16 protein-coding genes and 1 riboswitch are annotated in these 16,403 nt (G+C 42.8%); of the genes, 9 read left to right on the top strand and 7 right to left on the bottom strand.

The features are described 5' to 3' along the window. Positions 1 to 165: 165 nt before the first annotated feature. Both MKX49_RS22535 and MKX49_RS22530 read left to right on the top strand, forming a co-directional pair. Positions 166 to 630: a DUF523 domain-containing protein gene (locus tag MKX49_RS22535; RefSeq protein ID WP_214774116.1), complete on the top strand. Its 465-nt coding sequence runs from the start codon at positions 166 to 168 to the stop codon at positions 628 to 630. Positions 631 to 664: 34 nt separating this feature from the next. Then, positions 665 to 1,435 (top strand): sulfite exporter TauE/SafE family protein, encoded by a 771-nt coding sequence (locus MKX49_RS22530; protein WP_340877869.1) that lies wholly within the window; start codon positions 665 to 667, stop codon positions 1,433 to 1,435. Positions 1,436 to 1,689: 254 nt separating this feature from the next. On the opposite strand, the gene MKX49_RS22525 is transcribed toward MKX49_RS22530, so the two are convergent. Together MKX49_RS22525 and wecB are read right to left on the bottom strand one after the other, a co-directional pair. Next, positions 1,690 to 1,860, bottom strand: coding sequence for a Fe3+ hydroxamate ABC transporter substrate-binding protein (locus MKX49_RS22525; protein WP_340877868.1), 171 nt, complete (start codon positions 1,858 to 1,860; stop codon positions 1,690 to 1,692). 148 nt (positions 1,861 to 2,008) lie between these two features. Beyond that, entirely contained in the window at positions 2,009 to 3,145 is a 1,137-nt protein-coding gene (gene wecB / locus MKX49_RS22520) for a non-hydrolyzing UDP-N-acetylglucosamine 2-epimerase (RefSeq protein ID WP_323598614.1), read from the bottom strand. A gap of 195 nt (positions 3,146 to 3,340) precedes the next feature. Here wecB and MKX49_RS22515 point away from each other — a divergent pair, with 195 nt between their 5' ends. Genes MKX49_RS22515 through MKX49_RS22505 form a run of 3 tightly spaced genes read left to right on the top strand, consistent with a single transcriptional unit; the run spans position 3,341 to position 7,229 of the window. Then, complete coding sequence (locus MKX49_RS22515; protein ID WP_340877867.1) at positions 3,341 to 4,546, top strand: glycosyltransferase family 4 protein; 1,206 nt, start codon at positions 3,341 to 3,343, stop codon at positions 4,544 to 4,546. A gap of 23 nt (positions 4,547 to 4,569) precedes the next feature. Next, positions 4,570 to 5,886 carry a glycosyltransferase gene (locus tag MKX49_RS22510; RefSeq protein WP_063595929.1) on the top strand — a complete coding sequence of 439 codons (1,317 nt, stop codon included), beginning with the start codon at positions 4,570 to 4,572 and terminating at the stop codon, positions 5,884 to 5,886. A 41-nt stretch (positions 5,887 to 5,927) separates the two neighbouring features. Further along, on the top strand, positions 5,928 to 7,229 hold the full coding sequence (locus MKX49_RS22505; RefSeq protein WP_048686473.1) for a nucleotide sugar dehydrogenase: 1,302 nt from the start codon (positions 5,928 to 5,930) through the stop codon (positions 7,227 to 7,229). 635 nt (positions 7,230 to 7,864) lie between these two features. Here MKX49_RS22505 and pckA read toward each other — a convergent pair. Further along, a complete protein-coding gene (gene pckA / locus MKX49_RS22500) occupies positions 7,865 to 9,451 on the bottom strand; it encodes a phosphoenolpyruvate carboxykinase (ATP) (protein ID WP_340877865.1) in 1,587 nt (528 codons plus the stop codon). Positions 9,452 to 9,880: 429 nt separating this feature from the next. Then, positions 9,881 to 10,043: riboswitch (SAM riboswitch) on the top strand. Positions 10,044 to 10,206: 163 nt separating this feature from the next. Here pckA and metK point away from each other — a divergent pair. Continuing rightward, a complete protein-coding gene (metK, locus tag MKX49_RS22495) occupies positions 10,207 to 11,400 on the top strand; it encodes a methionine adenosyltransferase (RefSeq protein ID WP_048686467.1) in 1,194 nt (397 codons plus the stop codon). Between the two features lie 288 nt (positions 11,401 to 11,688). Here metK and MKX49_RS22490 read toward each other — a convergent pair whose 3' ends face one another. Continuing rightward, positions 11,689 to 12,207 (bottom strand): gamma carbonic anhydrase, encoded by a 519-nt coding sequence (locus tag MKX49_RS22490; RefSeq protein ID WP_053537396.1) that lies wholly within the window; start codon positions 12,205 to 12,207, stop codon positions 11,689 to 11,691. 210 nt (positions 12,208 to 12,417) lie between these two features. Here MKX49_RS22490 and MKX49_RS22485 point away from each other — a divergent pair, with 210 nt between their 5' ends. Further along, on the top strand, positions 12,418 to 13,221 hold the full coding sequence (locus MKX49_RS22485; RefSeq protein ID WP_034310569.1) for an alpha/beta hydrolase: 804 nt from the start codon (positions 12,418 to 12,420) through the stop codon (positions 13,219 to 13,221). Positions 13,222 to 13,283: 62 nt separating this feature from the next. Here MKX49_RS22485 and MKX49_RS22480 read toward each other — a convergent pair whose 3' ends face one another. The 3 genes from MKX49_RS22480 to MKX49_RS22470 form a co-directional block, all read right to left on the bottom strand. Then, positions 13,284 to 13,679 (bottom strand): hypothetical protein, encoded by a 396-nt coding sequence (locus MKX49_RS22480; RefSeq protein WP_340877864.1) that lies wholly within the window; start codon positions 13,677 to 13,679, stop codon positions 13,284 to 13,286. A gap of 136 nt (positions 13,680 to 13,815) precedes the next feature. After that, the gene (locus tag MKX49_RS22475; protein WP_323598611.1) at positions 13,816 to 14,388 is read right to left on the bottom strand and encodes a class I SAM-dependent methyltransferase; all 573 of its coding nucleotides are present in this window, start codon (positions 14,386 to 14,388) and stop codon (positions 13,816 to 13,818) included. Continuing rightward, positions 14,385 to 15,344 carry a TIGR01212 family radical SAM protein gene (locus MKX49_RS22470; protein ID WP_048686310.1) on the bottom strand — a complete coding sequence of 320 codons (960 nt, stop codon included), beginning with the start codon at positions 15,342 to 15,344 and terminating at the stop codon, positions 14,385 to 14,387. The genes MKX49_RS22475 and MKX49_RS22470 overlap by 4 nt, the downstream gene beginning before the upstream one ends. Positions 15,345 to 15,512: 168 nt before the next feature. Here MKX49_RS22470 and MKX49_RS22465 point away from each other — a divergent pair, with 168 nt between their 5' ends. Continuing rightward, positions 15,513 to 16,019: an SMI1/KNR4 family protein gene (locus MKX49_RS22465; RefSeq protein ID WP_052137365.1), complete on the top strand. Its 507-nt coding sequence runs from the start codon at positions 15,513 to 15,515 to the stop codon at positions 16,017 to 16,019. 96 nt (positions 16,020 to 16,115) lie between these two features. Beyond that, on the top strand, positions 16,116 to 16,379 hold the full coding sequence (locus MKX49_RS22460; RefSeq protein WP_034310579.1) for a DUF2524 family protein: 264 nt from the start codon (positions 16,116 to 16,118) through the stop codon (positions 16,377 to 16,379). The last annotated feature ends 24 nt before the right edge of the window (positions 16,380 to 16,403 follow it).

Genomic DNA, 16,403 nt, shown 5'->3' with positions numbered 1-16,403 from the left:
AGAATTCGACAGATGCGCGGATAATTCGGCCTGTGTGGAAAAAATTCGACCCAAGCAAAACGGGATTCTATCAGCGTAGAATCCCTGGTGGATATTCAATCTTCGAAATGATTGTCACGAAAAGAGTGGTAAAATGGTGTAAAGTGCATGAGGCGGGGTGGTTTGATGATTTTGGTGAGTTCTTGTTTAGCGGGCCTTGAGGTAAGATACAATGGTACTCACAGCTTGGATGATGGAATTATGGCATTGATGAGGGAGAAAAAGGCTATAGCTGTTTGTCCTGAGTTGCTTGGCGGTTTTTCGACCCCGAGGGAACCTGCTGAAATAGTTGGCGGTGAAGGTGGGGATGTCCTTGATGGAAAAGCGAAGATCATCGAAAAGTCGGGCAGGGATGTAACGGAACTGTACATAAAGGGAGCGAATCTTACGTTATTGAAAGCCCAGGAGGTAGGGGCGACGTTAGTCGTTTTAAAAGAAAACAGTCCATCCTGCGGGAGTGCCACGATTTATAATGGGGAATTCAAGGGGAAGAAGAAGGTCGGGAATGGAGTGACCGCGGCTTTGCTTAGGAGGCATGGGTTCACGGTCATTTCAGAAGAAAGGTTATTCGATTACCTGGGTGAAAAATGAGTAATGGCATTAGATTTTGAAAGAAGGGGAATACATGGAGGATATCAATCTCTATACTTTGCTATTTTTAGTACTTGCGGGTTTTATTGCCGCATTCATCGATTCCGTAGTGGGCGGGGGCGGGTTAATTTCCATTCCTGCTTTATTGTTCACGGGAATATCGCCTTCAGCGGCACTTGCCACTAACAAGCTGGCGGGTACCATGGGGTCTTTAACGAGTACGATTTCATTCATTCGGGCTGGAAAAGTGGATTTCAAATTCGTCATCAAGCTGTTTCCGATCACCGTGATTGGAGCGGCGTTAGGAGCATACATTGTACATTTCGTTTCCGCAGAGATATTGAAGCCCCTCATTTTGATCTTGCTGGTCATTGTCGCGTTTTATACATTGGTAAAAAAGGATTGGGGTAAAGACGCAAAGTATAAAGGGCTGACAAGGAAGAAAATGATTCTTTTGATAGTCATAATATTTGCGATTGGTTTTTATGATGGTTTTCTAGGGCCAGGCACAGGTTCCTTTTTATTATTTTCATTTCTCATCATTGGGTTTGATTTTGTCCAGGCTGCCGGGAATGCAAGAATATTGAATTTTGGAAGCAATATTGCCGCACTTATCATTTTTTTATCTATGGGGACCGTCAATTTTGCCTATGGAATCCCGATGGGTCTTGCAATGGTCGCGGGAGCATTGGCAGGGACGAACTTCGCCATAAAGAAAGGTGCTTCCTATGTCCGTATCTTATTCATTTGCGTCACGATTTTATTGATTGGAAAAAATGTCCTTAATTATTTTCATATTTTTTGATGGAGTATTCAGCGAATGAATGCCTATTAAAAATGGCCGGGGATACAAGGCGTATTTTCGGCCACTTTTAAACAAGGTCATTTGCTTCTTCAGGTGTTGGGAAATCAGCTTCCCCGTAGATTTGCAGTTGACCATGAAATACTTCTGCATAAAAGGCCAATGCGTCTATAGCTGTCCATCAAAAATTAAATAGAGGGTAACTTGATTTTTCATACTAATCCTCCTGTTTCGTGTTGACTATCCATTCGACAGAATTAAATTTTCTTATCAAAACAAGCTTCGCAGATGAAACTTCCTTCATTTTTTAAATATGATTTTATTTCAGTCATCCCTTTACCCTTCGGATAACGCATTTTCACAAGAACGAATTCTTCCCCCTTAATTTCTTTACCACATTTAACACAATTGGGATCTTTCCCGAACATTACAACACCTCCAAGGTAATACGATTCACTTCAATGAAACTTTAAATCTCCCCAAACTATCGAAAATGAAAGCAGCCGTTTCATAATCTGGCTGAATAGAAAAAGCCTGCCGCTCTTACGTGACAGGCTTTTCTCTCTATTTTATTTTTTATAATGGAAGGGGTGATTTCACTTCGCAATGCGTTAATAGGATATCGACAATCCGCTTTGAAGCGAATCCATCTCCATATGGGTTGGAAGCTGTCGCCATTTTTTTATAGGTTTCTTCATTTGTAAGTAATTCTGAGGCTAATTGATAAATTCGTTCTTCCTCGATTCCTGCCAATAAAAGGGTACCGGCATCGATTCCTTCCGGACGTTCTGTTGTATCGCGTAACACAAGGACAGGAACGCCAAGTGAGGGAGCTTCTTCTTGCACCCCTCCGGAATCTGTCAATATGAGATGGGCGTGCGCCGCAAAGTTATGAAAATCAAGCACCTCAAGCGGCTCTATTAAGTGAAGCCTTTCCGTTTCACCGAAAATCCGGTAAGCAATTTCACGAACAACCGGGTTTTTATGAAGCGGGAAAACAACTTGGATATCCTTGTAATCTTCAAGCAGCCGTTTGACGGAACGGAATATCTCTTCCATTGGTTTTCCGATATTTTCCCGTCTGTGCGCTGTCATCAATAACATGCGATCTCCATTCAAACCAGATAGAATCGGATGTTCATAGTCTTTACGTACTGTTGTTTTCAAAGCATCGATAGCCGTATTGCCAGTAATATGGATACAATCACTCTTTTTATTTTCCAAAATTAGATTCTCTGCCGCCTGATTTGTAGGGGCAAAGTGCAAATCAGCCATGACGCCTGTCAGCTGCCTATTCATCTCTTCAGGATATGGAGAATACTTATTACCAGTCCGCAGACCAGCTTCAACGTGACCAATCTGTATCTTATTATAGAAAGCTGCCAGGCTGGCGATGAAAGTTGTCGTGGTATCCCCATGTACGAGGACGATATCCGGTTTTATTTCTTTCATGAGCGAACTCAATTTTTCAAGCCCTCGAGTTGTAATCTCTTCTAATGTTTGTCTATCCTTCATCATATCCAAATCGTGATCTGGATTTATTTGAAAACATTGCAAGACTTGGTCGAGCATTTCCCTATGCTGGGCGGTGACCACCACGATGGTCTCTATTTCTTCTGGATGCTTTTTCAGTTCCAAAACGACTGGTGCCATTTTGATAGCCTCTGGTCTTGTACCAAATACGGTCATGACCTTAATACGTTGTTTAGGCATGCTCATTTCCTCCCCTTCTGAATGTCTCCCCCATTATAACGGGAAGTTCATGGGAAATATAAAAACGAAACAATTATTAACAGAATTTTTACAATATTAATAATGACTTTATACTTCTTTAACCTTAAGTTAATATCTGGCATTTACAATATAAAGCAGGAAGTAAGCTAAGCAGAATAGAGGTGATAGGCGAATATGAAAAGCGTCCTGATGATCGTGCAAAACTTTTATCCGGAAATCGGAAGTGCGGGAAATAGAATGAAAAATATATATCTCCATTTGAAAAGAAACGGATTCGAGGTAACGGTCATCACATTGAAGCCGAGTTATCCTAATCAAAGTTTATATCAAGATACAAAGTTTTGGGATGAAGATAGCATTGAAGAAGATGTCATCAGGATTAAGCCGGACAAAGTGAAGAGGTATACAAGCAATATGGGGAAGCGGTTGCTTCATTATCTTGAAGCGATGTGGCTTTTCATCTATACAATCATCCGTCTCGAAAAAAAATATGATTATGTGTTTGCCACGACCCCGCCGATCTTCCCTACATTGGCAGCGTTGATCGCCAAGAAAAAGATGAAGGCGAAACTCATTACCGATGTCAGGGATTTATGGCCGGAATCGTTGATAGGTGTAGGCGTATTTAATAATAAGTGGGTTTTGAAAATCGCCTTCTTCCTGGAAAGGAAGCTATATAGGCATTCAGATTTTATTATCATCAATAGCCCTGGTTTCAGGGATTATATCGTTGCAAAGGGAGTCAAGGAAGAGGCCATTCAATTCATCCCCAATTCGCTTACAGCGGATGAGCTGACGTTAAAGAACTTGCTTACACCCGTATCGGAAAAGGTAATCAAGGTCGTTTATGCGGGGAATATCGGACTGGCCCAGGACTTGAAAAAACTGATAGCCGTCGCTGAAAAGCTAAGGGAACATAAACAAATCGAGTTCTCGATGATTGGATATGGATATCGGATATCCGAAGTGGAGAAGGAGATAAGCTCTAGAGGGCTGACTAATATAAAGATGATTAATGCGATGAATCGAAGAGTGACTCTTCATGAAGTTTCAACGTCTCATATTGCCTATGTGAGCTTGGTTGAAAAAGAAGTCTTCAATAAGGTCCTGCCCGGTAAAATCATCGATTATATGTGTGTCGGAAAACCCATTGTCGGTGATGTGGACGGCAGGGCCAAGAAGATGCTCATGGAGGCGAAATGCGGGTTGGTGGCAGAGAGCAGAAATGTTGATGAAATCTGTCAGCATATATTGACAATGGCCTCAGATCCGGCCCTTCGTGAAGAACTGGGAGAAAACGGTCATCGGTATGCTAAACAACATTTTCAGTGGTCTAAAAATATTAAAGGTCTCATCAACGTGATGAAAGCGTCAGGCTGAAAAATCCGGAAGTGGAGGACAACATGGCGAAGAAAGTATGTATGTTCGTGTGGAATCACTTTACGAACGATGCGAGGGTTCTAAGAGAATGCACAGCACTTACAGAAGCGGGTTATGAAGTCGATTTAATTGCCATTCATAACTGGAAAATCGAAGGTTTGGCCAAAAAGGAGAAACACCAAAATGGTTTCTCGGTCACTAGGGTGAATAACCGCTGGGAGGCGCTTAATAAGATTCTCAGGATCGTAGGCAAATTGAAGAAAAAGAAGTTTGAAATCGTTCTATTTGCCTTATTGATCTGGAATACGCTGTGGAATTTGAACTTGATCAACGGCTGGGTGGGATCGGGAATACTGTTCGGTGCATTTGCACTCCTTGCGCTGGGCACCCTGTTCATCACTAAAACGAAGCTGCCGACACTATTAACGAGGAGCTACATTTTTGGTCAAATGATCTATCATGGCCGGAAAAGGAAATATGATTTCTATCATTCAAATGACTTGAATACGCTCATGCAGGGAGCGATCAGCAGTAAATGGCTGAGAAGGAAAAAGCTGATTTATGACTCGCATGAAGTACAAACGAGCAGAACGGGATATAATAGCCGAATTTACGGGATGATGGAGAAATTCCTATTAATGTTCGTCGATGAAATGATTGCTGAAAACCATACGAGAGCTAAGTATAACGAAGACTTATATGGTCTGTATCCCAAGGTGGTCCATAACTACCCGATTCCAACCAATCCGGAGGAAAGTACGGCCGTGAATTTGCATGAGCTGCTCGATTTGCCAGAGAATGAACCGATATTGTTATACCAAGGCGGCGTTCAAATGGGAAGAGGGTTAGAGCAATTGGTTGATGCTGTACCGATGATCGAGGGCGGAACGGTAGTTTTTATCGGGGATGGAAGGATCAAGGATGAATTAATGAAGAAAGTAAGCGACATGAATCTGGAGCATCGTGTGAAGTTCCTGCCGAAGGTTCCGGTCGACGAGCTGCTCCATTATACAAAAAATGCGTATTTAGGTTTTCAGATATTGAATAATGTCTGCTTTAATCACTACTCCGCTTCTTCAAATAAATTGTTTGAATACATGATGAGCGGTGTGCCAGTGGTTGCCTGCAGCTTTCCAGAAATACAAAAGGTTGTCGATACGGAAAAAATCGGTGTATGTGTCGATTCGCATGATCCAAAATCAATTGCCGAAGGTGTCAATTATTTATTGAAGCATCCTGAAAAAAGGGCGGAAATGAGCCAAAACTGCCTGAAGGCACGACAAAAATACAATTGGAAACAAGAGAAGGAAATCTTTATCGAAATCTATCAAACAGCCTAACAAATTTGAGTGCAGCAGAAAAATAGATAGGAGTGGTTTATATGAAACTTTGTACAATCGGACTTGGTTATATCGGACTTCCAACTTCTTTAATGTTTGCGAAATACGGTGTCGATGTTGTTGGCGTGGATATCCATCCTGAAATTATTTCCAATTTGAATAGCGGCAGGCTCCATATCGAAGAACCTGGATTGGATGAGGTATTAGAAGAAGTGATTGCTTCCAATAAGTTCCGAGCTGCGTTAAGCCCGGAACATGCGGATGTTTTCATCATCGCGGTGCCTACTCCAAATAAAAAGGACATGCACCAATCCTGTGATTTAACACATGTCATGGATGCAACCTCAAACATTCTTCCTTTTATCAAAAAAGGGAATGTCATCATTATCGAATCGACGATAGCGCCAAGAAGCATGGATGATCATATTAAACCGATGATCGAGAGGACGGGCCTTACCATTGGAAAAGACATTTTCCTCGTACATTGTCCGGAACGCGTTTTACCTGGAAGGATTCTTGAAGAGTTGGTTCATAATAACCGTATCGTCGGGGGCATCACCGAAACATGCTCATATAAAGGAAGTCTTGTTTACAAAACCTTCGTTCAAGGGGAGATCATTCAGACCGATGCGAAAACGGCTGAAATGTCCAAACTGATGGAAAACACCTTCAGGGATGTCAATATCGCCCTTGCTAATGAGCTGACGAAAATCTGTTTCGAACTGGACATCAATGTTTTGGATGTCATATCGATGGCAAACAAACACCCTCGTGTCAATATACACCAACCAGGACCAGGAGTTGGCGGCCATTGTTTAGCGGTCGATCCGTATTTCGTCGTTGCAAAGGCACCGGAGTATGCGAGAATCATTAAATTGGCCCGTGATACCAACGTATCGATGCCTTATTACATCGTTAATTCCGTAAGGATGATGCTAGAGGGGATCCGGAAGCCAAAAGTAGCTGTTTTCGGTCTAGCATACAAAGGAAATGTAGATGATATTCGTGAAAGTCCCGCCATTGATGTCGTCAATATCTTGATGGGAATGGAAAACATGGATGTAGCCTTGCATGACCCGCATGTCAAATCTGGAAAGATGCCAGTCGTATCAGTGGAAGACGCTGTAAATGATGCCGACTTGATACTTATCCTGACTGACCATGATGAATTTAAACAGATGGATTATGATAAGCTATCGAATCTCATGAGCAATAAATTGATTCTGGATACACGCAATTGCATTGATGCAACTAAAACAGATGTCCCGGTGGCCAACCTGGGCAATATATATCAATACAAAACGGTGTCCATGAAAAAAGACAGGAATAAAGCGATCATCTAAAAATTTGGACAACATGGATAACGGAATAACGATTAAGGGGGCACTGACTATCACAGTGCCCCTTTTCCAATGAAAAAAAGGACCATGCAAGAAAGTGGTCCTTTCAGAACGTGGAAACGATCCAGTTTGTTTCAGTTCCGCTTCCTGTACGTCAAGCATCCTAGCAGAGTCTCGGCCAATTATTCGAGCGCAGCCGTCATATTTCGGGTTATAAGGCAGTATTCGAGCGCAGCCGCCGTATTTCGGGCTGCAAGGCAGTGAATTCGTCAGCAGATGGCATATTTCGAGCTGTATGGCAGTGAATTCGACAGTAGACGTGTATTCGGGTAAGGAGTAATTTCGACCACAGATGGCGTATTTCGAGCTGTATGGCAGTGAATTCGACAGTAGACGTGTATTCCGGGTGCAAGGCAGTAAATTCGAGCGCAGCCGCCATATTTCGGGGTGTATGGCAGTAAGTTCGAGCGAAGATGCCGTATTTCGGGTTACTTGGTACTTTATTCGACAGTAGATGAGGTATTTCCCCTTCCATGGCACTTAATAAAGTAATCCATAATCATGGTTCGGGATGTGACATTTCTTGCCGACAAACTGAAAGGACCAAGCAAGAGCTTGGTCCTTTTGTGTACAATTTATTAAGCTGTCGGGCCGCCAAGTTCTTCGATTTCACTTGGAACGCTTTTGAATTTCTTGAAGTTTGCACGGAATTGTGCGGCAAGGTCTGTTGCTGCTTCTTTATAAGCGGAAGGATCTGCCCAAGTCTTGATTGGTTGAAGCACTTCATCAGGAACACCAGGAACATGAAGCGGGATATCCAAACCGAAGATATCATCTTTGATCGTTTCGATGTTCGCTAATTCACCTTCAAGCGCCGCTTGTACCATTGCACGGGTGTAAGCAAGTTTCATACGGCTTCCAGTTCCGTATGCACCGCCAGTCCATCCTGTGTTGACAAGGTATACTTTTGCATTGTGCTCGTCAATTTTATCACCAAGCATCTCAGCATAGCGTGTAGCTGGAAGCGGTAAGAATGGTGAACCGAAGCAAGTGGAGAATGTAGCCTCCGGAGAAGTTACGCCTCTTTCAGTACCAGCCAATTTACTAGTGTATCCGCTTAGGAAGTGGAACATTGCCTGTTCTTTGGAAAGCTTGCTGATTGGAGGCAGAACGCCTGAAGCATCAGCTGTTAAGAAAATGATTGTATTTGGATGTCCTGCAATACTTGGGTTCACGATGTTATCGATCGCTTGCATTTGGTAAGCAGCACGAGTGTTTTCAGTCAATGAACTGTCATCATAGTTCGCTACACGCGTATCCGGATCAACAACAACATTTTCCAATACAGCACCAAAACGGATTGCGTCGAAAATTTGCGGTTCTTTTTCACGTGAAAGGTTGATCGTTTTCGCATAGCAGCCGCCTTCGATGTTGAATACGCCATTAGAAGACCAGCCGTGCTCGTCATCGCCAATCAATTTACGGCTAGTGTCTGCTGATAAAGTTGTTTTGCCTGTACCGGACAGTCCGAAGAATAAAGCGACGTCCCCTTCACGTCCTACGTTAGCAGAGCAATGCATTGGAAGGATTCCAGCCTCTGGAAGTAAGTAGTTCATGATCGAGAAGATCGATTTTTTCATTTCTCCTGCATATTCCGTTCCGCCGATCAGGATCGTACGGCGTTCAAAAGAAACGATGATGAACGTTTCGGATGTAGTTCCGTCCACTTCTGGGTCCGCTTTGAAGTTAGGTGCAGAAAGGATCGTGAATTCAGCTTCGTGACCTCTCAGTTCCTCTTCGTTTGGACGGATGAACAAAGTATGGGCGAAAAGGTTATGCCAAGCATATTCATTAACAACACGGATGGGAAGACGTGATGATTCGTCTGCACCAGCGAAACCTTTAAAAACAAAAATCTCTTCTTTTGCTTTTAGGTAGTCAACTACTTTATTATATAGTTTATTGAACACATCTTCGGAAATCGGTCGGTTCACGGGACCCCAATCGATTTTATCTTTAACTGATGCTTCTTCCACGATATATTTATCTTTAGGTGAACGACCGGTATATTTGCCAGTTTCAGCTTTTACCGCGCCGGTTGATGTTAAAACGCCTTCATTTCTGCTAAGTACTTTTTCGACCAATTGAGGAACTGATAGTTGAGTTTGCACATTGTTTCCTGTTAATAATTGGTGTAACTCATTAGAAACATCTACAGAATTCATATATGAGGTACCTTCCTTTGTTTGAGTTTTTAGATTACAATTAGTATAACACATTCATTTAATTAGTCTATACTATTTCTTTTAATTTGTGATTATTTTCAGCTAGCCGCATTAATCATTTTAATCCGGCAGGAACCGAGTCAGGATAATCGCATATACTTTCATGAAGAAAAATTTATTTAAATAGGAAGTTAGTAAGCAATATATGTCTAATGGGAAAGTCAGGATGTCGTTCCTTTTCGATGTTCAATACTTTATTATTAATGGCAATTTACAACATTTCTATTCGTATTTTGCGTTGTAAACCCCTCTAGGACGTTGTATCAACATGTTTTTTCAAATGAACGCCATTCTGGGTGGAAATGTTCTTTTTAGAAAAGCATTGACAAATTCCAGCCAGATACGATAATATCTTAAATTGTACGGATTCTCTTATCCCGAGTTGGTGGAGGGACAGGCCCTTTGAAACCCAGCAACCTGCCATATTGAACTTGACTCCAAGATCGATCGCCGAAAATAAAGCGAAGGTCTTCAAGGAATAGTGGTGATGGTGCTAACCTGAGCAAGGTAAAAAACCCTTGAACGATAAGAGTGAAAGGATAGAAGACAGAGTTTTAAACCTTTCCTCATTTGCCAGGGAAGGTTTTTGTGTTTTTTATAAGTAATTCTGTGTCTATAGTTGAAACTAATGAGGGAAACGAGTTCCGTAAAAATCAGGCTTATGCCTACAACATACTAACTTCCAAGGAGGAAATATGATGTCAAAGAAACGTCTATTTACTTCTGAATCTGTTACAGAGGGCCATCCGGACAAAATTTGTGATCAGATTTCAGATTCCATTTTAGATGCTATCCTAGCTAAGGATGCAAATGCACGTGTTGCGTGTGAAACTAGTGTAACTACAGGTCTTGTACTTGTTGCTGGTGAAATTACAACGTCCGCTTACGTGGATATCCCGCGTATCGTTCGTGATACGGTTAAAGGAATTGGCTACACACGTGCGAAATACGGTTTCGATGCTGAAACTTGTGCCGTTTTGAGTTCCATTGATGAGCAGTCTGCCGATATCGCAGCTGGTGTCGATAAAGCATTGGAAGCTCGTGAAGGAAACATGTCAGATGAAGAAATCGATGCAATCGGTGCAGGGGACCAAGGTCTTATGTTCGGATTCGCTTGTAATGAAACAGAAGAGCTTATGCCGCTTCCGATTTCATTGGCGCATAAACTTTCATTCCGCTTGACTCAAGTTCGTAAAGATGAAACTCTTGCTTACCTACGCCCTGATGGTAAAACACAGGTAACCGTGGAATATGATGAGAATAACCGTCCTGTACGTGTAGATACGATCGTCATCTCTACACAGCATGATGCAGAAATTACGCTTGAACAAATTCAAGCCGATCTAAAAGAACATGTGATCAAAGCTGTCGTTCCAGCCGAGTTGATCGATGCAGATACTAAGTACTTCATCAACCCGACTGGCCGTTTCGTAATCGGCGGACCTCAAGGGGATGCTGGTCTTACTGGACGTAAAATCATCGTTGATACTTACGGCGGATACGCTCGTCACGGCGGCGGTGCATTCTCTGGTAAGGATGCAACTAAAGTTGACCGTTCTGCTGCATACGCTGCACGTTACGTTGCGAAAAACATCGTGGCAGCCGGCCTTGCCGACAAAGCGGAAGTTCAATTGGCATACGCAATTGGTGTGGCAGAGCCTGTATCGATCTCTATTGATACGTTCGGAACTGGTACAGTTAGCGAAGAAGTCCTTGTTGACCTAGTTCGCGCAAACTTCGACCTTCGTCCAGCTGGAATCATCAAAATGCTTGACCTTCGTCGCCCAATCTACAAACAAACAGCTGCATACGGACACTTCGGCCGTACAGATGTCGATCTTCCATGGGAACGCACGGACAAAGCAGAAACATTAAAAGCACAAGCGTAATTCATATAAAAAAAGGTGTCCCGCTATTAGCGGGGCACCTTTTTTATGGATTAACTTAGCCGTCTGCGGGAATAATTCAAGAAATCCCAAAGAAATTCAACTTTAAGGGCCATACTCGTGAATTTGAGCGATTTACTCGTGAGTTTTGAGCAAATACTCGTGAATTTGGAACAAATACTCGTGAGTTTAAGCAATTTACTCGTAAGTTGGTGCAATACTCGTGAATTTCAGCGATATACTCGTGAGTTGCGTTCAAATACTCGTAATTTTCAGTCAAGTGCTCGTGCATTACTTTATTCGTTCCGCCGTTTTATAGTATTGGCCTTTTTCGGCGTATTCGCGTACGATGCGTTCCATATCCTGACGATCTTCTTCGTTGATTTCGCGGATGACTTTAGCTGGACGTCCGAATGCCAACATGTTCGGTGGAATGACTTTGCCTTGGGGAACGAGACTGCCGGCACCGATGAAAGCCCCTTCGCCGATTTCGGCTTCATCAAGTACGATCGATCCCATGCCGATTAAAGCTCCTTTGCGGATTTTACAGCTATGTAATATGACCTGATGGCCAATGGTTACTTCATCCTCGATGATCAATGGATTATTTGGGCTTTGGTGCAGGATGCTGTTATCCTGTATACTGACTTTTTTTCCGATGATGGTTGGTGATACATCACCGCGAATGACGGAATTGAACCAGATTGATGTTTCGTCGCCAATTTTGACATCACCTGTGACGACAGCATTTTCAGCAATATAAGCGCTTTCAGCAATTTCAGGTTCTTTGCCTTTATACGGATAAATAATCATTTTCAATCATTTCCTTTCCGAAGTGAATGTTTTTATGTATTATTTTAATATACCGTATGCAAATACACTTGGCTATTTATAATAGCAATGTACAACTTGTTAGATTTCTTTTTTGTCGAAAATCACGAATATGGTTATAATTTATATATATTATTTCAACTATCATGGATCGTACACAACAAGTGAAAAGTGAAAGGGGGATTTCGAATGTGGAAATGGGAGACAGAAGGAGACGCAAAGGGCGTCATTGTCATCATTCATGGGGCAATGGAACATCACGGACGTTATAAGTGGGTAACACAAATGTGGCTTTCAGCTGGATACCATGTCGTCATGGGCGACCTTCCTGGGCAGGGTATGACTACTCGCGCCTACCGGGGACATATCGATTCCTTTGATGAGTATTTGGACGAAGTGAAAAGCTGGATAGAAGAGGCTTATGAATATTCGTTGCCGGTCTTTTTACTTGGACACAGCATGGGCGGTTTGATTTCGATACGCCTTCTTCAGGAAGAGGAATGGGACATTGCAGGAGTGATTCTTTCTTCTCCTTGCTTGGGCCTCGTGACGAAGCCGCGGAAGTTCCTTACAATGCTCTCGCATGGTTTGAACATCGTTATGCCTCAGTTCAGGGTGGATTCCGGATTGACACCTGAAATGGCGACGAGAAGTGCGGAAATTCGTGAATCCGATAGAAACGATACATTATATATCACAAAGGTTTCGGTTCGCTGGTATCGCGAGCTTGCACAGGCTATGAAGGATGCTTTTGAAGAGATTCCTGAATTTCAGGATGTGCCGCTTTTGGTGATGCAGGGCGGAGATGACCGAATCGTGAACAAGAAGGCGGTTCGTGAGTGGTTCAATTATAATTTGGCCAGTGAAAAGCAATATAAGGAATGGCCGAAGCTTTATCATGAAATCTTCAATGAACCGGAGCGTGATGATGTATTTCAATATGCGCTGAGTTTTGTTGAAAACCGTTTAAAGATATTAGGGTATGTCGTTTGATCCGTACATACTTCAGGATAAATGAAAAACTGCCGAAGTTTGACTTCGGCAGTTTTTTTGGATCAGCCTGCGTTTTTAAGCAATTCGTTCGACTTGATGACCGGTGCCCAGAAAGTAACCGGATACATAAATTGGTTCAAATGAGTAAGTTCCTTTTTGTTGGATAATGCAGTGGATAGGAGATAAATGGATTTGAAGGTCAAGTCATTGGCGAATAGGTCCAAAAGCGTCGCTTTCATATTCATGATCGCTTCATGGTTTTGGGTGGAAATCATTAAATCGAGCTGTGGCAGGAACTTATCAAAATGATGGTCAAATTGTTTGAGGTCCTCCATGGTTTTTTGTTCTTCTGTCAACGAGTTGAGCGAGCTGACAAAATCCCCGTAGTGCTCACTTGAATCCCTTTTGATTTTTTCAGTCAATATATCCGTCAGTAATGAAGTAGGCAAATGTTCCATTTTCTGCACCCTCTTATCTATTTTCTATCATTATAATCATTATAGACGAAAAATTCAAAAAGTTATGATTGGTAATTCTGCTGCCTGCAAGCTGGGATTGAAAAAACACCGTTCTTATCGAACGGTGTCAGATTTATCATCTCTTTTCAATCGCGACAATGAATGGCGGATTGTTTGCTTGGTTGATGAACCCGTATCTCAGGATATGGGCTTTCTGTTGAGGGAAGTTCTCTACATAATCCATCAATGCATCCCGTTCTGCCGATCCTCCTGGATGACCATGGTAAATGACGAGGATGATGATCCCTTCAGGCGCCAGCAGTTCGAACAACTGTTCAATGGCTGATATCGTCGTCTCGGCTTGGGTGATGATTGATTTGTCTCCGCCAGGTAGGTAGCCCAGGTTGAAGATGGCACCTGTGACCTTTCCGGAATGTTCTTTCCCGATATATTTGCTTACATGTTCATGCCCAGCGTGAATGAGGGTGCAGCGCTCTTGTAAATTCTCGGCGTTCAGTTTTGCCGCTGTGGCTTCGATCGCTTCTTTCTGAATATCAAAACTATAGACATGTCCGTCTGCACCTGTAAGTCCTGCAAGAAAGACGGTATCAAAGCCATTGCCCATCGTGCCATCTATGGTTATATCCCCGGGGCGGACCGCTTTTTCCAGCAGAATCCTGGCGAAAGGCAAAATTCGATCTAGCTTCATGATTGTACCTCCATGTGATGATTTTTCCCCTGCCAGCTGTTGCGGCGTTTCAGTTCGGCGTCAATGGCATTCAGGACATCCCATTTATTGACGCTCCACATTGGACCGATCATCAAATCGATCGGACCGTCACCCGTAATGCGATGAACGATCATTTCTGGAGGGATTATTTCCAGCTGGTCACATACAAGGCTGACATAATCGTCACGGTCAAGAAACTCGAGCAGGCCCTTTTCATATTGTTTGACCATCGGTGTCCCTTTTAATAGATGAAGTAAATGGATCTTTATCCCCTGCACATCGAGTTTGGCGACTTCACGGGCTGTTTCCATCATCATGCCGTAATCTTCCTGAGGAAGGCCATTGATGATATGGGAGCAGACGCGGATGCCATGTTTGCGCAGTTTATCGACGCCTTCTTTGTAGCAATCGAAGTCATGGGCGCGGTTGATCATCGTTGCGGTCTTTTCATGGACCGTCTGGAGACCCAGCTCGACCCAAAGGTAAGTGCGTTCGTTCAATTCCGCTAAATACTCGACTACATCATCTGGAAGGCAATCCGGGCGTGTCGCGATGGAGAGTCCGACGACACCTTCCTGGGTCAATACACTTTCATATTTCTCGCGAAGCTCTGCCACGGGTGCATGCGTATTCGTGAATGCTTGGAAATAGGCCATATATTTTCCATCTTTCCATTTATGGTGCATCCGTTCGCTGATTTTCTTAAACTGGACGTCCAAGGGTTCAACCCTGCTGCCAGCGAAGTCACCAGAGCCTGAGGCACTGCAGAAGGTACAGCCGCCATGTGCGACGGTGCCATCACGGTTCGGACAGTCAAAACCGCCATCCAGGGCAACTTTAAAGACCTTATGTCCAAAATGTTCTCTCAGGTGGTAATTCCATGTATGATATCGTTTGTTGTCCGTTGCATATATAAACGGGTTTGCTTGATTCAAATCAGCAACCTCCTAAATAAAATAAAGCGCAACATATATTATACAACATTCTCGCAGCTAGGTCTTTTTTTGAAAAATAAGCGTATACTGTATACTTGAAGGCTAAATATTTTGCTGCTATTTCCAGTTTATCTTTGAATGACTATATCCAATCGGGAGCTGATGGACATGACCGGTCAAGTTGAAGAAGCGATCAAACAAATGAAAAAGAAATTAGCCGAAAATAATCAGGTGATCGAAGTAAATGAAGATGGGTTCACATACAAAGCCACTTGCACCTTCAATTCACCTGCTTCGGATGAACAAATTCATTCCTTTGAAAAGAAAACCGGACTGCTTCTGCCTGAGGATTATAAGGAGTTTTTAAAAATAACCAATGGATGCCGTCTGTTCGATAATGTGGAATCAGGCGGGGAAAACGATTTATACAGCTTGGATGATATTATTAATTACACATATGAAAATTCCTACGAGGGATGCTATAAAGTGGCCTGCATTTATCAAGATAATATTGTGATCGATGGGGAAGCCGTCGCCAAAGGCGATAAGGAGTATTTAATGGTAAAAGGCCATATCGATGATTTTGAAGAAGGCGAGAAGCTCCATATGGGCTTTGCCGAATGGATCGAGCAGTTCATTTCCCATCAAGGTGAGAAGTTTTGGGATAAAGGTTGATTGTTCAAAAAAAAATGATAATCCTCCCGTTATTTGCTCAAACTAGAAAAGATGATTCCGAATCATCCAAATGAGACGCGAAGGAGAGGGTTTGAAATGGCAACCAGACAATCCGTCGATCATTTTTTAGAGCAATGTGAAGGGGCTCTCCATTTTGCAGAGTTTGAATTTAACGAGGCCTCACGGCAGGAGCATTATGATGATGAACAATTTCAAAATTCGCAAAGGTATATCGAAGAGGCTTTGACGGATATGGAACGATTGTATGCCAGTTCGAATGACCAGCAACGGGAAATGCTTTCGCGGATGAAGCAGCAGTTGAACGAATTGAGGAATGAAATGATTTTACTGCGACATTAAATGGAAGCAGGGGAGCTATGAATG

This window comes from Peribacillus sp. FSL M8-0224 (assembly GCF_038003055.1).
GTDB classification, from domain to species: domain Bacteria; phylum Bacillota; class Bacilli; order Bacillales; family DSM-1321; genus Peribacillus; species Peribacillus frigoritolerans.
This window is presented reverse-complemented; position numbering and strand designations above follow the sequence as displayed.

What these genes read in the sequence shown, in the direction of transcription:
- MKX49_RS22535 (WP_214774116.1), top strand. Translation starts at nt 166, where the DNA reads ATGATTTTGGTGAGTTCTTGTTTAGCGGGCCTTGAGGTAAGATACAAT.
- MKX49_RS22530 (WP_340877869.1), top strand. Translation starts at nt 665, where the DNA reads ATGGAGGATATCAATCTCTATACTTTGCTATTTTTAGTACTTGCGGGT.
- MKX49_RS22525 (WP_340877868.1), bottom strand. Translation starts at nt 1,860, where the DNA reads ATGTTCGGGAAAGATCCCAATTGTGTTAAATGTGGTAAAGAAATTAAG.
- wecB (WP_323598614.1), bottom strand. Translation starts at nt 3,145, where the DNA reads ATGCCTAAACAACGTATTAAGGTCATGACCGTATTTGGTACAAGACCA.
- MKX49_RS22515 (WP_340877867.1), top strand. Translation starts at nt 3,341, where the DNA reads ATGAAAAGCGTCCTGATGATCGTGCAAAACTTTTATCCGGAAATCGGA.
- MKX49_RS22510 (WP_063595929.1), top strand. Translation starts at nt 4,570, where the DNA reads ATGGCGAAGAAAGTATGTATGTTCGTGTGGAATCACTTTACGAACGAT.
- MKX49_RS22505 (WP_048686473.1), top strand. Translation starts at nt 5,928, where the DNA reads ATGAAACTTTGTACAATCGGACTTGGTTATATCGGACTTCCAACTTCT.
- pckA (WP_340877865.1), bottom strand. Translation starts at nt 9,451, where the DNA reads ATGAATTCTGTAGATGTTTCTAATGAGTTACACCAATTATTAACAGGA.
- metK (WP_048686467.1), top strand. Translation starts at nt 10,207, where the DNA reads ATGATGTCAAAGAAACGTCTATTTACTTCTGAATCTGTTACAGAGGGC.
- MKX49_RS22485 (WP_034310569.1), top strand. Translation starts at nt 12,418, where the DNA reads ATGTGGAAATGGGAGACAGAAGGAGACGCAAAGGGCGTCATTGTCATC.
- MKX49_RS22480 (WP_340877864.1), bottom strand. Translation starts at nt 13,679, where the DNA reads ATGGAACATTTGCCTACTTCATTACTGACGGATATATTGACTGAAAAA.
- MKX49_RS22475 (WP_323598611.1), bottom strand. Translation starts at nt 14,388, where the DNA reads ATGAAGCTAGATCGAATTTTGCCTTTCGCCAGGATTCTGCTGGAAAAA.
- MKX49_RS22465 (WP_052137365.1), top strand. Translation starts at nt 15,513, where the DNA reads ATGACCGGTCAAGTTGAAGAAGCGATCAAACAAATGAAAAAGAAATTA.
- MKX49_RS22460 (WP_034310579.1), top strand. Translation starts at nt 16,116, where the DNA reads ATGGCAACCAGACAATCCGTCGATCATTTTTTAGAGCAATGTGAAGGG.